The sequence below is a fragment of the Pseudomonas lopnurensis genome, from assembly GCF_015070855.1.
GTDB classification, from domain to species: domain Bacteria; phylum Pseudomonadota; class Gammaproteobacteria; order Pseudomonadales; family Pseudomonadaceae; genus Stutzerimonas; species Stutzerimonas lopnurensis.
On sequence record NZ_JADDIX010000086.1, the window covers coordinates 1 to 21,635 of the forward strand.

The 21,635-nt window shown below is 66.0% G+C and carries 19 protein-coding genes; 7 read left to right on the plus strand and 12 right to left on the minus strand.

The genetic code is table 11. The features are described 5' to 3' along the window. Both IN820_RS22455 and IN820_RS17745 read left to right on the plus strand, forming a co-directional pair. Window positions 1-193: hypothetical protein (locus IN820_RS22455; RefSeq protein ID WP_207793688.1), on the plus strand; the 193-nt coding region annotated here is incomplete at its 5' end. After that, window positions 190-417 (plus strand): hypothetical protein, encoded by a 228-nt coding sequence (locus tag IN820_RS17745; protein ID WP_193682251.1) that lies wholly within the window; start codon window positions 190-192, stop codon window positions 415-417. The genes IN820_RS22455 and IN820_RS17745, both read left to right, overlap by 4 nt. An 11-nt stretch (window positions 418-428) precedes the next feature. Here IN820_RS17745 and IN820_RS17750 read toward each other — a convergent pair whose 3' ends face one another. The 6 genes from IN820_RS17750 to IN820_RS17775 all read right to left on the minus strand — a co-directional run bounded on the left by IN820_RS17750 (window position 429) and on the right by IN820_RS17775 (window position 10,109). Further along, window positions 429-3,482 carry a multidrug efflux RND transporter permease subunit gene (locus IN820_RS17750; protein ID WP_193682252.1) on the minus strand — a complete coding sequence of 1,018 codons (3,054 nt, stop codon included), beginning with the start codon at window positions 3,480-3,482 and terminating at the stop codon, window positions 429-431. Window positions 3,483-3,491: 9 nt separating this feature from the next. Continuing rightward, a complete protein-coding gene (locus IN820_RS17755; protein WP_193682253.1) occupies window positions 3,492-4,628 on the minus strand; it encodes an efflux RND transporter periplasmic adaptor subunit in 1,137 nt (378 codons plus the stop codon). Window positions 4,629-4,940: 312 nt separating this feature from the next. Next, window positions 4,941-6,035: a DUF1513 domain-containing protein gene (locus IN820_RS17760; RefSeq protein ID WP_193682254.1), complete on the minus strand. Its 1,095-nt coding sequence runs from the start codon at window positions 6,033-6,035 to the stop codon at window positions 4,941-4,943. Between the two features lie 3 nt (window positions 6,036-6,038). Next, window positions 6,039-7,115 carry an imelysin family protein gene (locus IN820_RS17765; RefSeq protein WP_193682255.1) on the minus strand — a complete coding sequence of 359 codons (1,077 nt, stop codon included), beginning with the start codon at window positions 7,113-7,115 and terminating at the stop codon, window positions 6,039-6,041. A 68-nt stretch (window positions 7,116-7,183) separates the two neighbouring features. Continuing rightward, window positions 7,184-8,599: a di-heme oxidoreductase family protein gene (locus tag IN820_RS17770; protein ID WP_193682256.1), complete on the minus strand. Its 1,416-nt coding sequence runs from the start codon at window positions 8,597-8,599 to the stop codon at window positions 7,184-7,186. Between the two features lie 166 nt (window positions 8,600-8,765). Next, window positions 8,766-10,109, minus strand: a complete 1,344-nt coding sequence (locus IN820_RS17775; RefSeq protein ID WP_193682257.1) for an imelysin family protein — start codon at window positions 10,107-10,109, stop codon at window positions 8,766-8,768. A 181-nt stretch (window positions 10,110-10,290) separates the two neighbouring features. On the opposite strand from IN820_RS17775, the gene IN820_RS17780 reads away from it, so the two are divergent. Together IN820_RS17780 and IN820_RS17785 are read left to right on the plus strand one after the other, a co-directional pair. Then, window positions 10,291-10,863, plus strand: coding sequence for a LemA family protein (locus IN820_RS17780; protein WP_193682258.1), 573 nt, complete (start codon window positions 10,291-10,293; stop codon window positions 10,861-10,863). Continuing rightward, window positions 10,863-11,756, plus strand: a complete 894-nt coding sequence (locus tag IN820_RS17785; RefSeq protein WP_193682259.1) for a GIDE domain-containing protein — start codon at window positions 10,863-10,865, stop codon at window positions 11,754-11,756. The genes IN820_RS17780 and IN820_RS17785 overlap by 1 nt, the downstream gene beginning before the upstream one ends. Window positions 11,757-11,801: 45 nt before the next feature. Here the strand turns inward: IN820_RS17785 and IN820_RS17790 are convergent, their stop codons facing one another. The 4 genes from IN820_RS17790 to IN820_RS17805 form a co-directional block, all read right to left on the minus strand. Next, complete coding sequence (locus IN820_RS17790) at window positions 11,802-12,488, minus strand: spermidine synthase (RefSeq protein WP_193682260.1); 687 nt, start codon at window positions 12,486-12,488, stop codon at window positions 11,802-11,804. 173 nt (window positions 12,489-12,661) lie between these two features. Continuing rightward, on the minus strand, window positions 12,662-14,722 hold the full coding sequence (locus IN820_RS17795) for a putative bifunctional diguanylate cyclase/phosphodiesterase (RefSeq protein ID WP_193682261.1): 2,061 nt from the start codon (window positions 14,720-14,722) through the stop codon (window positions 12,662-12,664). Window positions 14,723-15,005: 283 nt separating this feature from the next. After that, the gene (locus IN820_RS17800) at window positions 15,006-15,587 is read right to left on the minus strand and encodes a superoxide dismutase (RefSeq protein ID WP_193682262.1); all 582 of its coding nucleotides are present in this window, start codon (window positions 15,585-15,587) and stop codon (window positions 15,006-15,008) included. 1,037 nt (window positions 15,588-16,624) lie between these two features. Next, on the minus strand, window positions 16,625-17,224 hold the full coding sequence (locus tag IN820_RS17805) for a LysE/ArgO family amino acid transporter (protein ID WP_193682287.1): 600 nt from the start codon (window positions 17,222-17,224) through the stop codon (window positions 16,625-16,627). A 105-nt stretch (window positions 17,225-17,329) separates the two neighbouring features. On the opposite strand from IN820_RS17805, the gene IN820_RS17810 reads away from it, so the two are divergent. Next, the gene (locus tag IN820_RS17810; protein ID WP_193682263.1) at window positions 17,330-18,220 is read left to right on the plus strand and encodes a LysR family transcriptional regulator ArgP; all 891 of its coding nucleotides are present in this window, start codon (window positions 17,330-17,332) and stop codon (window positions 18,218-18,220) included. 9 nt (window positions 18,221-18,229) lie between these two features. On the opposite strand, the gene IN820_RS17815 is transcribed toward IN820_RS17810, so the two are convergent. Continuing rightward, a complete protein-coding gene (locus tag IN820_RS17815) occupies window positions 18,230-18,505 on the minus strand; it encodes a hypothetical protein (protein WP_193682288.1) in 276 nt (91 codons plus the stop codon). 359 nt (window positions 18,506-18,864) lie between these two features. Between IN820_RS17815 and IN820_RS17820 the strand changes: the two genes are divergently transcribed. Continuing rightward, a complete protein-coding gene (locus IN820_RS17820) occupies window positions 18,865-19,758 on the plus strand; it encodes an ATPase (RefSeq protein WP_193682264.1) in 894 nt (297 codons plus the stop codon). Here the strand turns inward: IN820_RS17820 and IN820_RS17825 are convergent. Beyond that, on the minus strand, window positions 19,755-20,006 hold the full coding sequence (locus IN820_RS17825) for a hypothetical protein (protein ID WP_193682265.1): 252 nt from the start codon (window positions 20,004-20,006) through the stop codon (window positions 19,755-19,757). The genes IN820_RS17820 and IN820_RS17825 overlap by 4 nt on opposite strands. A 360-nt stretch (window positions 20,007-20,366) precedes the next feature. Between IN820_RS17825 and IN820_RS17830 the strand changes: the two genes are divergently transcribed. Beyond that, a complete protein-coding gene (locus tag IN820_RS17830; protein WP_193682266.1) occupies window positions 20,367-21,566 on the plus strand; it encodes a GGDEF domain-containing protein in 1,200 nt (399 codons plus the stop codon). Window positions 21,567-21,635: the final 69 nt, after the last annotated feature.

Here is a 21,635-nt window from a genome sequence, read left to right on the forward strand (position 1 = left end):
TATCAACAGGGTTATCCACATCAGGGGTGTGCAAGATGTTGCGCAGTTTCGGTATGCCGAAAGTACGTTTTGGTGGGCTGCTGATTCGAGACTTTCGGCCTTGAACAAGGCCGTCGGTCGCAATCTGGGTGTGATCGTTTGTCTTGGACTACTGTCAACTAAAATCGTAGTTACTCAAGGGGTTGCGCCATGAAGCTTGAAACTGCACGAGCTTTTTTCCTGGTCGGCGCTTTAGGGCTCACATCGTTGTGCATCGCGGCTTGGCACGAACCGGGTGCCTTGGTGGTCGGCAACGAAAATCGCAGCTATTGCCCTTTGCCGCCTGTCAGCGGCTTCGAGCAGGCGGAGCTGCGTCCCGATCACGACCTGCTGCTGTTCCTCTATAGCCTTTCGCAAGGCACGGGCAGCCGCGGCTGACTCTCCGACATTCAGCGTGCCTCGCAGGGCACGGTACGGGGGGCGGAGTCCGGCCGGGCCAGCAGGTCGTACACCGCCGGTAGCACGAACAGGGTGAACAGCGTGCCCACCGACATGCCGGTGGCGATCACCAGGCCGATGTCGAAGCGGCTCACCGCGCCGGCGCCGCTGGCGATGAGCAGCGGCAGCATGCCGAACACTGTGGCGGCGGTGGTCATCAGTACCGGGCGCAGGCGGATCGCCGCGGCTTGTTCCACCGCTTCGCGCCGGCCCAGACCCTGTTCGCGGCGCAGCTGGTTGGCGAACTCGACGATCATGATGCCGTGCTTGCTGATCAACCCGATCAGCGTCACCAGTCCCACCTGGGTATAGATGTTCATGCTCGACAGGCCGAGGAACAACGGCACCAGCGCACCGCACACCGAAAGCGGCACGGTGACCAGGATGACCAGCGGATCGCGGAAGCTCTCGAATTGCGCGGCCAGCACCAGGAAGATCACCGCCAGCGCCAGGGCAAAGGTCAGGTACAGCGCATTGCCTTCCTGCACGTACTGCCGCGAGGCGCCGGCATAGTCGAAGCTGAAGCCCTGCGGTGCCTCCTCGCGGGCGATGTCCTGCAGCGTCCCGATGGCCTCGCCCATGCTGACGATGGGGAAACCCTGGATGGTGGCGGCATTGAGCTGCTGGAACTGCTTGAGCCGGGTCGGCCGTGCGCGGTCGCGTATCTGTATCAGGGTCGACAGGGGCAGCATCTGCCCCTGTTCGTTGCGCACGTAGTAGTTGCTCAGCCAGCCTGGATTGTCGCGGTAGGCGCGCTCGACCTGGGCGATGACCTTGTAGCTGCGACCTTCGATGGTGAAGCGGTTGATCTCGCCCTCGCCGAGCAGGGTGCTCAGGGTCAGGCCGAGGTCTTCCATGGACACGCCCATCTGCGCGGCCTTCTCGCGGTCGATCTCGACCACGATCTCCGGCTTGTCGAAGGCCAGGTCGACGTCGAGGAAGGCGAACTTGCCCGACTCCTGGGCGCGCTGGCGAATGCGCTCGGTCACCTGCAGCAGGGTCTCGTAGTCGTTGGCCGTATTGACCACGAACTGGAAGGGCAGGCCTTCGCCGGTGCCCGGCAGCGACGGCAGGTTGAACGCGAAAATCTGCAACCCGGGCAGCCGGTCGAGCCTCGCCTGCACTGCGGGCAGGATCTCCATCTGCGAGCGCTCGCGCTCGTCCCAGGGCTTGAGCAGGAAGCCGCCGATGCCGCTCTGTACGCCGTCGAAACCATTGATCTGGAACCAGGAGTAGTACTCCGGGAAGCTCTTGAAGATCTCCAGGAACTGGTCGGTGTAGGCGTTCAGGTAGTCCAGGTTGGCGGTCTGCGGCGCGCTGGCCATCATGAAGACGATGCCCTGATCCTCCTCGGGCGCCAGCTCGCTCTCGGTAAACATCAGCAGCGCGGGAATCAATGCGAGGACCAGCGCGGCGAATACCAGCACCACCGGGCGCGTATCCAGGGTGCCGTGCAGGGCCCGCTGGTAGCGCTGCTTGAGGCGTTCGAACAGCAGGTCCAGGCGATGGGCGAAGCCGCTGGGATTCTCCTCGTGGCGCAGCAGCTTGGAGCACATCATCGGCGACAGGGTCAGGGCCACCACGCCGGAGATCATCACCGCGCCGGCCAGGGTCAGCGCGAACTCCTTGAACAGTGCGCCGGTCAGGCCCTGCAGGAAGCCGATCGGGGCGTACACCGCCGCCAGGGTGACGGTCATCGACACCACCGGCATGGCGATCTCGCGCGCGCCGTCGAGGGCGGCGTCGAACGGCGACTTGCCCTGCTCGATGTGCCGGTGGATGTTCTCCACCACGACGATGGCATCGTCCACTACCAGACCGATCGCCAGCACCATGGCCAGCAGCGTCAGCAGGTTGATCGAGTAGCCCATCGCCTGCATGAAGAACAGCACGCCGATCATCGACAGTGGGATGGTCACCACCGGGATCAGCACGGTGCGCAGCGAGCCGAGGAAGAGGAAGACGACGATGATGACGATCAGCGCCGCCTCGGCCAGGGTCTTGATCACCTCATCGATGGAGGCCTGGATGAATTCGGTGGCGTCGTAGGCGATGGTCGCCTTCAGGCCCGGCGGCAGCTGCGCCTCGATCTGCGGCATGATCGCGCGCACTTCCCGGATCACGTCCAGCGGGTTGGCACTGGGCGTGCCCTTGATGCCGATATAGACCGAGGGGATGCCGTCGAACGAGCTGATCGAGTTGTAGCTTTCGGCGCCCATCTCCACCCGTGCCACGTCGCCCAGCAGCACTCGACTGTCGCCCTGGGTGCGCAGCGGAATGGCGGCGAAGGCTTCCGGGGTCTTCAGCTCGGTGTCGGCGTTGATGCTGGTGACCACGTACTGGCCCTTCACCTCGCCGGCGGCGGAGAGGAAGTTGTACTTGCGCACCGCCTCGTTGACGTCGCCGGCGGAGATGCCGTAGGCGGCCAGCTTCACCGGGTCGAGCCAGAGGCGCATGGCGAACACCTGGTTGCCGAGGATCTGCGCTTCGGCCATGCCCGGCAGGGTCGCCAGCTTGGGCTGGATGACCCGCGACAGGTAGTCGGTGATCTGCGGATTGCTCAACTGGTCGCTGTAGAAGCTGATGTACATCAGCGCGGTGGAATCGGCGGCCTGCTTGTTCAGCACCGGGTCCTCGGCATCCTGCGGCAGCTGGTTCTTCACCGAGTTGGCCTGGCTCAGCAGCTCGGTATAAAGACGATCCGTGTCGGCGCCGATGCGCGCATAGACCGAGATCACCGAGGCGTTCTGCTGGCTCACCGAGGTCATGTAGTCCACGCCCTCGGCGCTGGCCAGGCTCTGCTGCAGCGGCTGGGTGATATAGCCCTGGATGGTCTCGGCGTTGGCCCCCGGATAAGCGGTGGTCACCGTGATCAATGTGCTTTCCATCTGCGGGTATTGGCGAATGCTGAGGCTGTTGAAGGCCTGCACGCCGAGCAGCACCAGCAGCAGGCTGATCACGCTGGCCAGCACCGGGCGGCGGATGAAGGGATCGGTGAATGCCATGGGTCACCCTTATTCGGTAGCAGGCTGCTGATCGGGCTCCGGCTCGAGCGTACGCTGATCGGCGAGGGTGACGTGGGTGCCGTTGTCCAGCTTGAGCTGGCCGGCGGTGATCACCCGTTCGCCACCCTCGAGCCCGTCGAGGATCAGCACCAGCCCGTCGCGGCGCTCGCCGGTGGTGACGAAGCGCCGTTCGACCACCAGATAGGGCCCGTCGCTGGTCACGCCTTCCGGCGCGGCGCCTTCGCTGACCAGCAGCACCGAGTTGCCGTACAGCGTGTAGGTGATCGCGGTCTCCGGCACCACCACCTGCTCGGTGCGGGTCGGTAGCAGCACCTGCAGGTCGGCGAACATGCCGGGCAGCAGGCGGCCATCGGGATTGGAAAGCTCGGCCCGCACCTGCACGTTGCGGGTGGTCGTTTCCACCTTCGGGTTCAGCGCGCTGATCACGCCCTCGAAGCGCTCGCCGGGATAGGCGGCAACCTGCAGCTGCACGCGCTGGCCGAGCGCCAGCAGCGGCACATGCTGCTCGGCCAGAAAGAAATCGACATAGAGCATGGACAGATCCTGCAGGGTGGCGATCGGCGTGCCGGCGGCGACGAAATCGCCGACGTCCACCTGGCGTATGCCGATGGTCCCGGCGAAAGGCGCCAGCACACGCTTCTTCGCCAGGCTGGCGCGCAGTTGCGCGACGCTGGCGTCGGCCTTCTGCAACTGGGCGTTGAGCCGGTCGTACTCGCTGCGGGAAAGCGCCTGGCGCTCGAGCAGGCTACGGGCGCGCTGGAATTCCAGGCGTGCCAGGGCGAGATCGGCCTCGGCGCTGGCCAGGCTGGCCTGTTCCACCTCGCTGTCGAGCAGGACGATGGGCTGGCCCCTGGCGACCTGCTCGCCCGAGCGGAACTGCACGGCGCTGATGGTGCCGGCGATCTCGACGCTGAGGTCGATGCCCTGGGATGCCTTGAGCGTACCGATGGCCGGCAGGCGGCTCTGCCAGTCGAGCCTGCGCGCGGTTTGCGCCTCGACGCCGATCGCGGGCGGGGGCGCCTTGAATTGCTGGATCTGCTGGTAGATCGAATGGAACTTGAGCGCGGCGAGGATCAGCACGACGACGATCACCGCACCGAGCATGAACAGCATGCGGCGCAACATTTTCCGTTTTCCTTGGAGACGTGAGCCGGCTGTCTACCGCCATGATCGAGGCAGCCGCAGGGAGCACCCTCGTGGCTGGATACGGCGGCAGTTCTTCGCTCGTCCATGGCGCCGGATGCCCGAGAGAGCGAGGAAATTAGCCTCGAATCGGCGGCAAGTAAAGCGGGCGGGGCGCCAAAGGGGACGAATCGGTGAGAGGCCGGGTGAACCTGGTGAATGGTTCACCCTTCGACCTGGAGCGAATGGCGAAGCGTTGACGAGCGTCCATGCCCTCGCCCGCACTGTTCGGCGACGGTGCGCTTTTCTGGAGCGCTAGACAACCCGCAAATGGTTATCCCAGAGCCCCGCAGGCAGGGTCAGCGGAGTGCCGGCGATGCGCGCGCCGCGGCAATCGAGCAGCCGGCAACGGCCCTGGCCGGAGCTGACGACGAAGCCTTCGGCCACTGCCGCGACACCCGCGCAGTCGGGCAGATGGACTTCCTGGCGCAGCTGCGTGCTGTCCAGGTCCCAGACCAGTACCTTGTTGCCGCGCGGGGCGGTGACCGCCAGCAGCCGCAGCGAGTCATGGATGGCCAGGCTGGCGGTGTACTGGTTCATGATCTGGCGCTGCGCCTCGGCCAGCGGGAAGTGCTGGAACGGCTGCCCCGGGCGCTTGATCGCCAGCAGCGGCACGCGGTCCATCGGGTCGCCCTCGTACTGCTGGCCGGAGACCACGGTGCCGTCGGCGGCCACGGCGAGATGGCGCACGCTGTTCATCTGCTCGGGCAGCTGTTCCTTGCTGATCAAACTGCCGTCGCGGCGCAGCAGCACCAGGCTCGGCTCCATGGCGTCGAGGTTCATCATCTCGCGGCTGTCGGCCTCGGTGCGGATGCCGCCGTTGGCGACCACCAGGGTTTCGCCGTCCGGCATCCACAGCAACTGGTGCGGGCCGATGCCGTGGGTCGAGTGCTCGCCGACGCGCAGCAGCTGCCGCCCCTCGAGGCGGTAGACGCCGAGCACGCCACGGCCGGCATCGGCGGTGTCGTTTTCGGTGGTGTAGAACCACTCGCCATCCTTGTGGAACACGCCGTGGCCGTAGAAATGACGGTCGGCCGGCGAGGCGAGCGCCTGCAGCAGACGGCCGTCGCGCGAGTCGATCAGGTAGCTCTCGCGGCTCGGCCGGCGGCCGACGAAGACCGCCAGCGGCAGGTGCGGGTGCGGATAGACGTCATGGCAGCGTTCGGCCACCGGTGTGGCGAACACCTGGCTGCCGTCGAGTCGATAGCCGACCGCGTAGTGACGGCCGTCGGCATCGTCACGCGCCGAGAGCAGGACCGGCTGTCCGCCATGGCGCGTCAGGGTCCAGCCGCCGATGGCGCCGGCGGCCAGCGCGGCACCGCCTAGGCCGATGAGGGTACGACGCTTCATGCTTCAGTCTCCGTCGTGGGCGTTGAAGCCGATCTGCACGCCCAGGGCGCGCGCCAGTTCCAGCTGCTGCAGGCGGTGCAGTCGGTCCAACTGCGCGTACAGCTGGTTGAGGCGGGCCCGGCCGGGCTCCTCGGCGAGCAGTTCGGCGAAGGGCTGGTCCAGCTGCTGCAACTGCTGGCGCAGATCGGCGTAGGCCAGGTCGATGCGCTGGGCCAGTTCGGCCTGTTCGCTGCCGAGCAAGTTGCGCAGCCCGTCCTGGTCGGCGCCCGACCAGATGCGCTCGGCGCCGTCGACCGCCGCGGCGATGCTGGCCAGGGTCGCGCCGCTGCGCCAGGCCTCGGCCTGGTACGGCTGCGGATGGCCCTTGGTCTGGCGCCCCAGCGGCGCGCCGAGCTTCTTCTTCAGGCCGTCGAGGGCGGTGACCTGCACGCGCAGCAGTTCGGCGACCGCCTCGCCGGGCTCGGCATAGCGCTCGTTGGGGAAGCTGCGCAGCTGATCGGCCATGCCGTCCTTGTCCTGCCATTGCTGCAGGACGTCGGCCGAGAGCCGCTGCTGGTGTTCGCCGATGGCCACCAGCAGCGGGCAATAGCGCGCCTTGCTGTCGCTGTCGGCCAGGTCCACGTCGTTGTCGAAGACGATGTATTCGTAGGCGCTCAAGCCCTGCACCACGACGCTGGCGTTCTCCAGGTCGGCCTGGGTGAGGTCGGGCTTGTTCTTCAGCAGGGTGCTGACCTGGCGCGCCACCAGGTTTTTCTTGTCCGGCCAGAACTGCACCTGCCAGGCACGGTTGCCTTCGCCCATCGGCCCGATCAGCAGCGGCTGTAGTCCGGCCCAGGCGGTCTGGGCATGGAAGAAGGCGCCGCGGGTCTCCTCCAGCGTCTGATTCTCGGCGCAGAAGGCAATGGCGCTGGCGGCCAGGCGGCGGTCGGCTTCGGCCCACTGGGTGTAGGCCGGCAGCAGCACGCCCTCGGCCAGCGCCTTGCTGGCCTGTGCCTGTGGATCGGCCGGGGTGCAGGCGCTGAGCAGTAGGCCGGCCAGCACGCCGCCGGTGGCGATGCGGATGGATCGGGTGTGGGTCATGGCGTCCTCGCAAGGCTGTGTTCGTTGCTTCCCGCCTGGCGGCGGGAGCTGATGAATGAATGGGGCACTCAGAGCGACTCGAGAAAGCTCAGCAGCGCCTCGCGTTGTTCGCGGTCGAAGCCGAGCACCTTCTGCCGCGCCGCTTCGGCTTCGCCGCCGTGCCAGAGAATGGCCTCGAGCAGATTGCGCGCGCGGCCATCGTGGAGAAACTGGCTGTGGCCGCTGACGGTCTGTGTCAGGCCGATGCCCCACAGCGGCGGGGTGCGCCATTCGCGGCCGCTGGCTTCGAATTCCGGGCGGTGGTCCGCCAGGCCTTCGCCCATGTCGTGCAGCAGCAGGTCGGTGTAGGGGCGGATCAACTGGTTGGCCAGCTCGGGCTCGGCGGCATCCGCGGCGGTGGTGAACTGCGGCACGTGGCAGCTCTGGCAGCCGGCGCGGTGGAACAGCGTCTTGCCGGCGAGCACTTGCGGGTCGTCGACGTTGCGCCGCGCCGGCACGCCGAGGTTGCGGGTGTAGAACAGCACCTGGGCGAGGATCGGGTCGCTGACCTCCGGTTCGCCGCCGTTCGGCATCGCCTTGCACTCGGGCTGCCGGTCCGTGCAGTTGCTGCCGCTGAACAGGCTGGTGGACAGGCCCATGTCGTTGAAGAAGGCATCGGCATTCTGCTGATTGAGGCTCGGCTGGCCGGCTTTCCAGCCGAAGCGGCCGATCACCGTTTCGCCGCTGAGCTGATCGAACACGCGGTTGGGGCGCCCGGAAATACCGTCGCCATCGCGGTCGTCGGGATCAGCGTTGGCCAGCAGCGCCTCTTCCGGGATGGCTTCGAGCAGGCCGAGGCCGATCATCGGCGGGGCGATGCGCAGCGACATCAGGGTGTCCGGATGCAGCTCGCCGTAGGCCAGTTCGCTCAGTTCCGGCTGCGGCTTGCGCAGCTCCACCTGCGTGCCGTCGGCGAATCGCACCTGCTCGGTCGTGTAATGCAGGCGGACCTTGCCTTCCGGCGCGACCCCGGGAATCGCCATGTCCTGCAATTGCCCACCGTAGCTGGGCTCCGGGGCGATGCCGCGCTGGCGCACCACTTCGGCATGCTCCGGCCCGGCGGGAATCGACAGGCGCACCAGCATGGACACGGCGCTGGTGGCTTCGGGACCGGGTGGATGGCCACGGCCGTCCTTGATGTGGCAGTTCTGGCAGGCATTGGTGTTGAGTAGCGGGCCGAGGCCGTCACGCGCGGTGGTGGAGGAGGGCGCGATCACCCAGGGGCTGCGGAAGAAGCTGTTGCCGACGCTGAAATCCAGGCGGCGCATCGGCGCGAGATTCGCCGAGGGCATGGAGAAAGCATTCTGGTCGAACTTCATCACCGTGGTGCCGCCGGCCGATAGCGCTTCGCCGGGTTCGGCCTGCTCGAAGTGGGGCGCTTCGTCGCCGCAGGCGGCAAGGCCCAGGGCCAGCAACGGGAAGAGACAGCGAAACAACGGGCGCATCGGGCAGACCTGCGGGCGGAGGAAAACCGCGCAATCTTAGCAGGCTAATCGAATTTGAATAAGAGGGATTTGCATTTGAGGGGAGGGCCGATGGTCCCGGCAGGGCTCGCCGAGGCGCGTGAACCGACACGGGCGCGGCAACACGCCGCACCCGTGTGGCGAACGATCAGAACTCGTGATCGGCGGTGTCGGGATTGAGATCGCTGATGCCGAGCGCGGCGGCGGCCTGCTCGATGGCGGCTGTCTGCTTGACCAGCGCGGCGATGGCGTTGCGTACCTTTTCCTGGCCTTCGGCGTTGTCCGGAGCGATCAACTGGTCGAAGGCTTCGCCGTTGTTGGCGCTTTCGACCAGCACCTGCAACTGGGCCTCGGTGGTTTCCAAATTGGTCTTCAGCGTGCTGTCGACCTCGGGGCTCACGGCCTGCACCAGCGATGCCAGGCTCGGCCCGCTGAGGGTGCTGCCGTCGACGCGCTGGTATTCGCCCAGGTAGATGTTGCGGATGCCCTTGGCGTTGTAGAAGTGCGAGTTGTGGGTGTTGTCGCTGAAGCAGTCGTGTTCGTCCTCGGTGGAGTTGGCTTCCAGCGCGACCTTCATGCGTTCGCCGGCCAGCTCGCCGAGCGACAGGCTGCCCATGCCGAAGAGCATCTTGCGCAGGCCGTTCTCGGCCGACTCGGCTTCCAGGCTGGCGCGGTAGTTGTCGGCGCCGGGCTGCCATTGCGCGACCATTTCTTCCAGGTCGCTGACCAGCAGATCGGTGGCGACTTTCAAATAGGTGCGACGACGATCGCAATTGCCGCCGGTGCAGCCGTCGCCTTCGATGTAGTCGCTGTAAGGGCGCTGGCCGGCACCGGGATTGGTGCCGTTGAGGTCCTGGCCCCAGAGCAGGAATTCGATGGCATGGTAGCCGGTGGCGACGTTGGCTTCGGAACCGGCCAGCTCGTTGAGGCTGGCCAGCAGTTCGCCGGTGATCTGGCTGACGTCGATCTTGTCTTCGCCGACCTGGATCTCGGTATTGGCGATGATGTTGGCGGTGGCGCCGGGGTTGCCCAGGGCGTGCTGGTAGTCGCCCTCGACATAGTCGATCAGGCCTTCGTCCAGCGGCCAGGCATTGACCTGGCCTTCCCAGTCATCGACCACCGTGTTGCCGAAGCGGAAGGCCTCGGTCTGCATGTAGGGCACGCGCGCGGCCAGCCAGGCATCCTTGGCAGCCTGCTGGGTTTCCGCGCTGGGGTTGGCGAGAAACGCGTCCACGGCTTGCTGCAGCTCGAGGCTGGTGGCATGGGCATCGCTGAACACGGCCAGGGCAAGATCGGCGTAGTGGCTGACGACGGCCTTGGCGTCTTCCTCGTTCTGGGCCTGGTCCTGCTGGGCCTGCTCGGCAGGCTGACTCTCGGTGGTGGCCTGCGGGGCGGCCGTCTGGTTCACGGGCGCCTTGTCTTCGCCACAGCCGGCGAGCGAGATGGCCACGGCCAGAAGGCTGACGGTTGCCCAGGTAGGGGTGCGTAGCATGTGCGGGTTCCTTTTGCGTGCGAGGTAGATGATGCGCGGCCGGAGGCTGCTCTGAAACCGGGTAATAATGCGAAAGATTTTCATTTTGTGCAAAGCCAATGCGTGCACGGCCTCTCCCTTCGTGTTTTCGACAGCCGTTAGAATGCTGGCATTCTGAAGCTGGTCTTCACGGAGAAGCCTGATGAGCCTGAGCGCTGTGGTTGTACTGGTTGTGCTGTTTCTCGTCGCCGCCTACGCGGTGATCCTCTACAACGGCCTGGTGCGGTTGAAACACGGTGTCGGCAAGGCTTGGGCGAACATCGACGTCCTGCTGCGCCAGCGGCACGAGGAGCTGCCCAAGCTGGTGGAGACCTGCAAGCAGTACATGCTGCACGAGCGCGCCACTCTGGAGCAGGTGATCAGCGCCCGCAATGCCGTCTCCAGCGCCCGCGAGCAGGGCGACGTCGATGCCCTCGGCCAAGCCGAGAGCGGGCTGCGCGCTGGCCTCGGACGGCTGTTCGCCCTGGCGGAGAATTACCCTGAGCTCAAGGCCAACGAGAGTTTCCGCCACCTGCAGCAGCGCATCAGCGGCCTGGAGAGCGGCATCGCCGACCGCCGCGAGCTGTACAACGAGGCGGTCAACCTGAACAACGTGCGCATCGAGCAGTTTCCCGATGTCGTCCTGGCCCGGCTGTTCGGCTTCGAGGCGGCGGCATTGTTGCAGTTCAGCGAGACCGAGAAGGCCGACGTCGACCTCAAGGCGCTGTTCGGCTGATGGATCTCGGGCAGCTCTTCGTTGTCGGCTGCGCCTCGGCGCTCTGCCTCGGTGGTGGCTGGCTCTGCGTGGGGCGCTGGGCGCGCGCGCGTCATCTGCTGGACACGCCGACCTCGCGGATTCGTTCGGCGGCGCAGGGGTATGTCGAACTGGTCGGCGTGCTGCGCGAGCTGCCGGCCGTGCAGCCGCTGGCGCCGCTGACCGGTGAGCGCTGCCTGTGGTGGCGCTACTGCATCGAGGAATACCGCTCCAACGGCAAGCGCAGCAGCTGGCACGTGCTGGAACGCGGCACCAGCGATGCCTGGCTGTGCCTGGCCGACGCCACCGGCGAATGCCTGATCGACCCGCGCGGCGCCGACGTGCATCCGGCCTTCCGCAAGGTCTGGACCGGCAGCCTGCGGCACCCGCGCGGCCCCGCGCCGCAAGGCTGGATGCGCCTGTTCCGCGGTGCCAGGTCGTATCGCTACACCGAGGAGCGCCTGCATGCCGGCGAGCCGCTCTATGCCATCGGCGACTTCCGCACCCGCGGCGGCGGCCGTCAGGGCCTCGACCTGCAGGCCGCCAAGCGCGAGGTGCTCCGCCAGTGGAAGGGCGATTTCGCCGGGCTGCTGCAGCGCTTCGACAGCAACGCCGATGGCCGCCTCGACGAGCAGGAATGGAACCGCGTGCGTCTGGCCGCGCGCCTTGAGGCCGAGGACCGCCATCGGCAGAGCAGTACCGCACCCTCGCTGCACCAACTGCAGCGCCCGCGCGAGGCGCTGCCCTTCGTGCTTTCCAGCCACGGCGAGGAGGTGCTCGCCCGGCGCTTGCACTGGCAGGCCGCGGGTGGCGTCGCGCTGTGCCTGGCGGGTGCGCTGTGGCTGGCGACGCAGCTGGGCGTGAGCGCCTGGTAGCGGTCTTTCGTTCTGTTCGCCGAGGCCGAGCGTCGACGCCCGACGTCAGCCCTTGCGCTTTTCGGCAATCCAGATGGTGTGGCGGGGGCCACGATTGCCATGGGCGAAGACCTGCACTTCTTCGGCCTTGAAGCCTGCCTTGCCGAGCTTCTCACGGAAGGCGCGGTCGGCGCTGGCCGACCATACGGCGAGCACACCTTGCGGGCGCAATGCGCGGGCGCAGGCGTCGAGCCCGGCGAGGGAGTAGAGCCAACTGTTGCTCTTGCGGGTCAGGCCTTCGGGGCCGTTGTCGACGTCCAGCATGATGGCATCGAAGCCCTGCGGCTCGCCGCGCAGCAGCTCGGCAACGTCCTGGTTGAGCGCCTTCGCCCGCGGATCGCGCAGCGGATGGCCGGACTTCTCGCCGAGCGCGCCGCGGTTCCATTCGATCACGCCCGGCACCAGCTCGGCGACCAGCACCTGAGCATCCGCACCCAGATGCTTGAGCGCCGAGGCGAGGGTGAAGCCCATGCCCAGCCCACCGATCAGGGCCCGGGGCTGCGGCCGTGCGGCGATTTTTTTGCAGGCTATCTCGGCCAGGGCGTCCTCGGAGCCGTGCATGCGGGTGTTCATCAACTGGTTGCCATTGCCGCCCTGGATCTTGATGACGAAGTCATCACCGTATTCGAACAGGCACAGGGCGCCGCCATTGCCGGGAATCGCGGCGGTGTCGAGCAGTACGAAGCGTTTCATGGGCGTCTCGTCAGGGCCCGCAGGCCGGGCGAAAGGGGAGGCGGAGTGTGCACTGCGGGGCGGCGGGTCACCAGCGACTTGTGCCATGTCGGCTTTGTCGCGGCGAGGTGCAGTACCGGTCGTGGCTCGCAGGGCTGGTTGCGGCGCGGCCGCGAACGAAACGTCACCAGCCCCTAGCGCAGCTCGGAATTGAGCGCACGGTCGAAGCGCCGCGACTGACGCAGCAGCAGGCCGAGCTCGTGGGCGGGTAGCGGTTTGCTGTAGTAGTAGCCCTGGCCTTCCTGGCAGCCTTCGGCAATCAGGTAGGCCTCCTGCTCCGGGGTTTCCACGCCTTCGGCGATGACCGTCATGCCGAGGCTCTTGCCCAGTTGGACGATCGCCCGGACGATGGTCGCGCCTTCGTCCTGGCCGATGTCCTGAACGAAGCTCTTGTCGATCTTGATCTTGTCCAGCGGCAGGCTCTTCAGATAACTGAGCGAGGAATAGCCGGTGCCGAAATCGTCGATGGCGATCAGCGCCCCGGAGCGACGCAGGCTGTGCAGGTTGTGCGTCGCGGCCTCGATGTCCTCCATCAGGCCGGTCTCGGTGACCTCCAGTTCGAGGGTCTCGGCGGGCAGTTGGTGGTTGCGCAGCAGCTCGTTGATCATGTCCGGCAACTGTGGATGGCGCAGTTGCACGGTGGACAGGTTCACCGCCATGCGCAGGTCGGCGAAGCCCTGCTCATGCCATTCGTGCAGCTGGCTGCAGGCCTGGTCGAGTACCCATTTGCCGATCTCGATGATGCTGCCGTTCTGCTCGGCCAGCGGGATGAACAGGTCCGGCGGGATCAGCCGGCCCTGCGGATGCTTCCAGCGCAGCAGTGCTTCGACGCCGGTGATGCGGTTCTGCCGATAGTCCACCTGCGGCTGGTAGACCAGGTGGAATTCGTTGCGCTTGAGCGCCTCGCCCAGGTCCTTCTCCAGTTCCCGGCGGGCGCGCATCTCGCTGTCGATGCTGGCGACATAGAACTGATAGCGGTTGCGCGAGCGGTTCTTCGCCAGGGTCATGGTCTGCTCGGCTTTCTGCAGGAGCTTCTCGGTGCTGTCGCCATCTTCCGGGTACAGCGTGATGCCGATGGTGCCGCGCAGGCGGATGCGCTGGCCGTCGAGTTCGATGGGCGTTTCCAGGCCGTCGAGCAGGGCCTGCGCCAGTTCCGCCGCCTCGTAGGGTTGCTCGATACCGCTGAGCACCAGCACGAACTGGTCGCCACCCAGGCGGGCCAATGCGCCCAGCCTGCCGCCGAAGTCGCGCAGGCGGTTGGCCAGGGCCTGCAGCAGGGCGTCGCCGGCCTGATAGCTGTACTGCTCGTTGATGCCCTTGAAGTCGTCCAGCCCCAGGCAGAGCACAGCGACGCGTCGCTGCAGGCGGCGCGCCTCGTCGAGAATGTGGTCGAGCTGCTGCTGCAGCTGCTGGCGGTTGGGCAGGCCCGTCAGCGCGTCGTATTGGGCCATGCGGTGCAGGCTGCTCTCGGCTTCCTGGCGCAGCTGCATGTTGTGTTCGATGGAGGCGAGCAGGCCGTTGGCGGTTTCCACCCACAGGCCCAGTTCGTTGCGTTCGTGGCCCTTGACCATCGGCAGCTTGTGCTCGCCGGGGCGGTCGGGATTGATCTGCGCCAGATGCTCGATGAGCTTGGTCAGCGGGCGGGTCAGCAGCCACTGGTAGATGAGGTAGAGCACCAGGGCCATGGTCAGCGCGCGAAGAATGCCGACGATCAGGATCACGATCGAGTCGCTGATGAACTCCTGCCCGTACCGGGCGGTGTCCAGGGTGATGCGCAGGTCGCCGTAGTACTCGTTGTAGGGCGGCTTGCCGACCAGCGGGATGGAGAACTGCTGGTCACGACCGAAGATCGGGTCGGTCAGCCAGCGTGTCGGCAGCCTGAGCGGCGGGCGGATATTCAGGGCCAGCAGGCCTTCGTCGGGGTGGCCGATGGAAGCCATGCGAATCGATTCGTGCTGGAACAAGCCTTCCATCACCTGCGCGCCCATCTCGCGATCGAGGCTGTAGATCGCCTGGGTCGATGGGTCGCGGGTCATGCGCAGGATGCGCTGGGCATCGGCCTCGATCAGTTGGCGAGTCTTGTACGCGCCGAAGACGATTTGTGCGCAACTGAGCACCAACCCTACCGCCAGCGCCGACAGCAGGACGACACGCAGGAGCTTTCGCGACAGGCTATTGCGCAGTTCCAGCTTCAAGAGAAGGTCCCTTTTCCATGCCCGTGCTCAGTTGCGCAAGTATTGTTAGTCATGAGGCAATCGTCAAAGACGCTAATCACTGCAGCGGGCGGCACGGACAGTTGCCAGCGGTGCGTTACAAAGGGCGGATGCGAAGTTCTCTTCGCGGTGAGGAACGGCTTGACGGTTCATCTGCCTGCGCAGACGCGTCTGCAATTGCATAGCGGCAACCCGCGCCAGGACCTTGAATGAAAAATGCCCGCAACGATGTGCGGGCATCCTTCTATGCTGCCTGGCAGTTGGCTCAGCCTGCGAAGTTCTTCGCGACGAAGTCCCAGTTGACCAGGTTCCAGAACGCTTCGACGAATTTCGGACGGGCGTTGCGGTAGTCGATGTAGTAGGCGTGCTCCCAGACGTCGCAGGTCAGCAGCGGCTTGTCGCCGGCGGTCATGGGATTGCCGGCGCCGATGGTGCTGGCCAGGCCGAGGCTGCCGTCGGATTTCTTCACCAGCCAGGCCCAGCCGGAGCCGAAGGTACCGATGGCGGTCTTGGTGAACTCTTCCTTGAACTTGTCGAAGGAGCCGAAGCTGGCGTTGATGGCGTCGGCCAGGGCACCGCTCGGCTGGCCACCGGCGTTGGGCGCCAGGCAGTTCCAGAAGAAGGTGTGGTTCCAGACCTGAGCGGCGTTGTTGAAGATGCCGCCGGAGGAGGTCTTGATGATGCTTTCCAGGTCCTTGCCTTCGAACTCGGTGCCCGGGATCAGGTTGTTCAGGTTGGTCACGTAGGCAGCGTGGTGCTTGTCGTGGTGGTAGTCGAGCGTCTCGGCGGACATGTGCGGCTCGAGAGCATTCTTTTCATAAGGCAGCGGCGGCAATTCGAAAGCCATGATGTATCTCCTACTCAGGTGTCGAGGTTTGATGCGGCCAGCTCGGAGGGGCAATCAGCGGTGGTTCCGGCGATGCCGGCGAGCAGGCTGCGAATGCGTGCGCGTCCTGCCCGTTACCACTGTCGTTCCCTTCGCTCGCTACATGCTTTTGCGCAATCTCTGGCCGTTCACGGTCGGCCTAACTGGCAGACTGAAGCCTTCCGCTCCATGCCTGCGAGCCATCGATCATAGCACCCGACCTGTGGCAAAACCACGCGGCAACTGTGTGGAAAAGCGGGTTCCAGGGCCTTTGCCGCTTGCCGGGTGCGGATTGCAGGCGACTGGCTGCGCCTTGCGTGGACCCGTCTCGGGACAGGGCGTTCCTCGTCGCGATGCAAAAAATGGTTCATCGCGTTTTCTCGGGAAGCAAAGATTGAGACCGGACTGGCAAGATTGGGTGTGCTGAATGAAAGTTTTGCTTTCATTGGCGTCTATCGAGTTGCTTGAAAGCTTGGTTTCGCCCTGCTGGGCGAGTCACTTTTTCCAGTCGCCGGATGGCCGGCCCCGGAAAAGTAACCAAAACGCTTGCCCCTGCATCCGGCCCTACGCTTCGCTCCGGGCCCGTTCGCTCCATCTCCGCTCCAGGGGTCGGCTTACAAGGACCATCCATGGCCCTTTAAGCGGGGACGCCGAGTCCTTTCGCCGCGTCCCTGCGGCTCAACCCCCTTCGTGACGGCCCCCGGAGCGGCACCGGAGCGAGGGAACCCCGGCGCAGCCGGGGCCGGATGTCGGGTGGCCTTCTTTTTGGTTCCTTTTTCTTGGCCCAAACAAGAAAAAGGGACTCGCCCAGCAGGGCGAAACCAGAAGTATCAGCACAGTCGATAATCGATTTAACGACGAAGCTCCAGAGCAAACCGAACAGCAGCACCATCACCCAATCTTGCCAGTCCAGTGTCAAGCAACCCTGTCCCCATTAAATGCGAGAACCCAAAAATGGCCGGAAGCCATTTTTGACGTCGAGCAGCGGCCGTGGCGAAGGCGCACGGTCGCGGCTTGCCTCAGCCGACGATGAGTTGCGCGGCGATGGCGAACATCATCGCGGCCACGCCGAGATCGATCAGGCGCCAGGTCAGCGGGCGCGCCAGCCAGGGCGCCAGCCAGGCGCCGCCGAGCGCCAGCGTCAGGAACCACAGGGTCGATGCGCTGGCGGCGCCGAGGGTATAGGCGCCCGGTTCCGGCTGCTGCGCCCCGAGCGAGCCGATCAGCACCACCGTGTCGAGGTAGACGTGCGGGTTGAGCAGGGTCACCGCCAGGGCCGCGAGCAGCACCGCGCGGCGTGAGCGGGGCGCTGCACTGCCGCCGCTGTGCAGGCTCTGCGGCCGGGCGGCGCGACGCAGCGCGAGCAGGCCGTACCAGAGCAGGAATGCCGCGCCGCCCCAGCGGGTGATGTCCAGCAGCACGGGATTGTTCGCCAGCACGGCGGCCAGGCCGAAGACGCCGACGCTGACCAGCAGCACGTCGCAGAGGATGCACAGTGCCGCGACCGGCAGGTGATGTTCGCGGCGCAGGCTCTGCGCGAGCACGAAGGCGTTCTGCGCGCCGATGGCCATGATCAGGCCCGCCGCGACCAGGAGTCCGTTGAAATAGCTTTGCCAGATGGCATTCATGTCGCTCGCCTTGTCGTGTGTTGCATTGCTGGCGAGTCTGGGGACTACCGGGTTATAAGAGAAACGAATCCTGATTAACTGCCATTAGGAAAACTGATGTTCGACTACAAACTGCTGGCCGCTCTCGCGGCGGTCGTCGAGCAGGCAGGCTTCGAGCGTGCGGCGCAGACGCTGGGGCTCTCGCAATCGGCGGTATCGCAGCGGGTGAAGCTGCTCGAGGCACGTGTCGGCCAGCCGGTCTTGCTGCGTGGTGCGCCACCCAGGCCGACCGAACTGGGCCAGCGCCTGCTCAATCACGTGCAGCAGGTGCGCCTGCTCGAGCGCGACCTGCAGGGCCAGGTGCCGGCGCTGGACGACAACCGCCTGCCCGAGCGCCTGCGCATCGCCTTGAACGCCGACAGCCTGGCGACCTGGTGGGCCGGCGCGGTGGCGCCGTTCTGCGCCGAGCACCGGGTGTTGCTCGACCATGTGGTGGAGGACCAGGCGGTCGGCCTCAAGCGCATGCGCGCAGGTGAGGTAGCTGGTTGCGTGTGCGCCGCCGAACGGCCGCTGGCGGGCGCGCGCAGCCAGTTTCTGGGAGCGATGCGCTACCGCGCGCTGGCGAGCCGGGCCTTTGTCGGCCGGCATTTCCAGGGGCAGGCGACGGCCGAGGGTCTGGCCCGGGTGCCGGCCATCGTGTTCGGCCCGGATGACCGCCTGCAGCATCGCTACATGACCGCGGTCGGTGGCGCCGAGACCTTCATCCACCACCTCTGCCCCTCGTCCGAAGGCTTCGTGCGCATGTTGCAGAGCGGTCTCGGCTGGGGGCTGGTGCCGGAGTTGCAGGTGCGCGGCGAACTCGCGCGCGGCGAGCTGGTCGATGTGCTGTCGGGAGCGCCTATCGACGTGCCGCTCTATTGGCACCACTGGCGTAACGGCGGCACGCTGCTGGACGAGCTGACGCGGCATCTGGTGCGTTGCGCCGGGGAATGGCTGCTGGCAGGGTGAAGGTTGCCGTCAGGCGAGCACGCGTTGACCTCGATAGATCCGCACGCTGGGGCCATTGCTGGCGGTACCGGATGGCGCGGCTGGAGGCGATTCGGGCATCTGGTCGCTGAAGGCGGCGAGCTGGCGTCCGAGGTCGCGGGTCAGCTCGTCGTTGGAGCGCATGCAGCCGGCAAGCATTGCCGTTATGGCGTCCGGCTGGTTGAGGTGGATGTCCAGTTGCTGTTCATCGCGAAGTCTGCGACGCAGGCTGCGCATGCAGTCTAAAACGGCCTTGTTCAGCTCCATGAAGTATTCCTCGAGGTTGCCCTGGGGCCCAACGTCCATGTTGGAAGTGTCTATCCGCTGGCTCGTTGACCAGAGCAAGCGGCGTACCAACTTTTGCGCGGGTTGGCAATCTGCGCATCGATCGCAAGCGGAGCGGCCGAATGACGCGGCGTGCAGCCTGCCTTGGCATGCGGCGCGCGGCGCCAGCGCAGCCGGTTGGCCGCCCGCGGGCGCAAGAGCGTGCACCGCGCATGCACGATCCTGGCTTCGGGCTGCTCTAGCGCAGTGCATCCGGCCGAGCATGCGAACGCCGCTGATGGCTGCCATCCGAATCGTTATACTGCGCGTTGTTTCTTGCTCCGCGTCATTGAAGGTAAACCATGCGCAACGATGCCCACGACGAACTGGAAAACATCCCCAGCCTGACCGCAGGCCGTGACCGTGTGGAGCCTTATCCGGCGCCGGATCTCGAGCCGATCCCGCGAACCGCGGCCGAGCGGGACGACGATGGCCGTTCACGGCAGAAGCGTCGCCCGGGCAGCGGCGGCAGGGCCAGCACGGCTCCGCTGTGGGTCATGGTGCTGGCGCTGCTGATCAGCCTCGGCGCGCTGGGTTGGTGGAGCTATCAGAGGATCGCCATGCTGGAGATGCAACTGGTCGCCACCCAGGAAAGCTTCGCACGCATCAGCGAGGACGCCGCCGGGCGACTGCAGGACATTTCCGGCAAGGTGGTGGCGACCGAATCCAGCGTGACCACCGAAAGCGAGGCGGTGAAGCTGCGAATCAAGCAGCTGGAGCAACAGGCCACGGATCTTGCCCGCAAGCAGCAGGCCTTCGCCACCGAGCAGCAGAGTCTGGCCGGCAGGCAGGGCAACCAGGACCGCAGCCTGGAAGACCATGGCAAACGCCTGGAGCGCCTGGGTGCCGACCTGCAGGGACAGCAGGGTGCCGCTGCGACCCTTGCCGACAATCTCAAGGCGCTGGGTAGCGAACAGGCGGCGCTGAAATCCGCGCTGGACGAGCAGGGCAAGCTGGCCGGGCGGGTCGACAGCCTGAGCAAGGAGGTTGCGGCGCTCAAGCAGAACGGCAACCAGAACCAGGCCATCAGCCGCCTCGAGCAGGACATCCTGGTGCTGCGCAGCGAATTGGATAACCGTCCTGCCCCGAGCAGCAATACCGCGGAATTCGATTCCTTCCGCGCCCAGGTCACTCGCACCATCAATGCCATGCAGGGGCAGATCGCCAATCTGCAGGGCCAGATCGATGCGCGCTAGGGTCTGTTGAGGTCGTCCGCCCTGGGCCTGCAACTGGGCGACAGTTCGGCATTGAACCGATCGCCCAGACCGTTCAGCACCGAAGCGGGCAGGCTGGTGCCCAGCGGCGTGGTGCCGACGTCCGCCAGGTCCGGTATGACGATATGGCGCGCCGTGGCCGCCTGCAGCGCGACCGCATTGCCTGCGGCTACGGTTGCCGGTGAGCTGGACGATGTCGTTGGCGCGGTCGTTGAGCTAGACGAGAGCATTCGAATCGACCCTGGGTTTTCCGCCAGGTAGCCGGGCGCGAGCGGCTGAAACGGGCGCGCTGGACGTGGCGATCAGCGAATCGACAAGCTGGTGCCGCGTTGTGGGTGCGGCTTGTGGCATGCCGAAGCACTATTATCCATTCGTCTGCAGTGAGGCGGTTTATTGTCCTGGCTCAAGGGACATGCCGGTGGGACTGATTAATATCCCTCCGGCTGAGTTCTGCGCTGCCTGTGGTGCGGAGCCGGGACGAATCTTGCCTTGCCTTGAAACGGACTTGAAGTGCCAGCCAACGGCGCCTGCGCCTGCAGCCTGCGCCCGCTGTGCGAAGAACCAATCCCTCATCGGGTGGATAACGATAAATGCCATCGCTCATCGACCTGCTCCGCAATCGGCTGGCTACGCTGCTGCCCAGCGAGCTCAAGCCCAACGAATTGCGCCATCTGCTGGTGCCTCATCGGCACTCCCTGCTGCTCTGCCAGCGCCGCGCGACGCTGATCGTCAACCGGGTGCGATTGTTCGCCTTCCTCTTCGCGGTATTGACCCCGCTGTGGAGCCTGATCGACCTGATGGTCTTCGAAATGCCGCTGTGGCTGGCGCTGGCCGGGCTGCGGATGTTGGCCTGCCTGGCATTCACCTGCCTGCTGCTGTTCTACCGGCCGAGTGGCAATCTGCTGGACGCCTACCGGGCCATTGCGATCCTGTTCGCCATCCCGACCATCTTCTACATCGCCTCGCATACGCTGCTCGGCAGTTACCAGCTGGCGCAGTTTTCCGCAGTGGTCGGTGCCGGCTATGCCTTCCTGCCCTTCGTGCTGATGGCCGGGCTGACCATCTTCCCGTTGACGCTGGTGGAGAATCTGGTGCTGGCGTGCCTGCTGTTGCTGGCGCAGGCGCTGGCTGGCTACCTGAGCTGGGCGACGCTGAACTGGCCGTCGTTCGCCGGCGCCTTCTGGCTGTTGATTCTGATCGCCGGCGTCGCCAGCCTGGCCAGCATGAGCCAGCTGGCATTCATGATCGCCCTGGTGCGCCAGGCGATCCGTGACCCGCTCACCGGCGTCTTCTCGCGCGGCAGCGGTGAAGAGATCCTGCGTCTGCAGTGGGACACCGCGCAGCGCAACGATGGCGCGCTGGCGCTGGCGTTCATCGATCTCGATCACTTCAAATCGATCAACGACAACCATGGCCATGACGCCGGTGACCAGATGCTGCGCACGGCCGCCGGCCGCCTGCTGGGCACCCTGCGTGGCTCGGACTGCCTGCTGCGCTGGGGCGGCGAGGAATTCCTGCTGATCATGCCGGACACCGACATGGCGCAGGCGCACAAGGCGCTGCAGCGCATCGTCGGGCAGGGGCTGGGCACGCGTCCGGACGGCAAGGCGCTGACCGCCAGTATCGGCCTGGCTGAGCGGCGCGCCGACCGCGTCGGCGACTTTCGCGAGCTGCTCGAGCTGGCCGATCAGCGCATGTACCGGGCCAAGACCGAAGGTCGCAATCGCCTGTGCGCGGCCTCGAACGGAGAGAACGCCGAGGCCTGGACGTCTGAGGCTCTGAAAGAATAGGGCTAGGGCTGCCCCATCGTAGGTTGGTTGGGGCGCGTTGGGTCGGAGCGCGTAGCCTGAGGAGCGCAG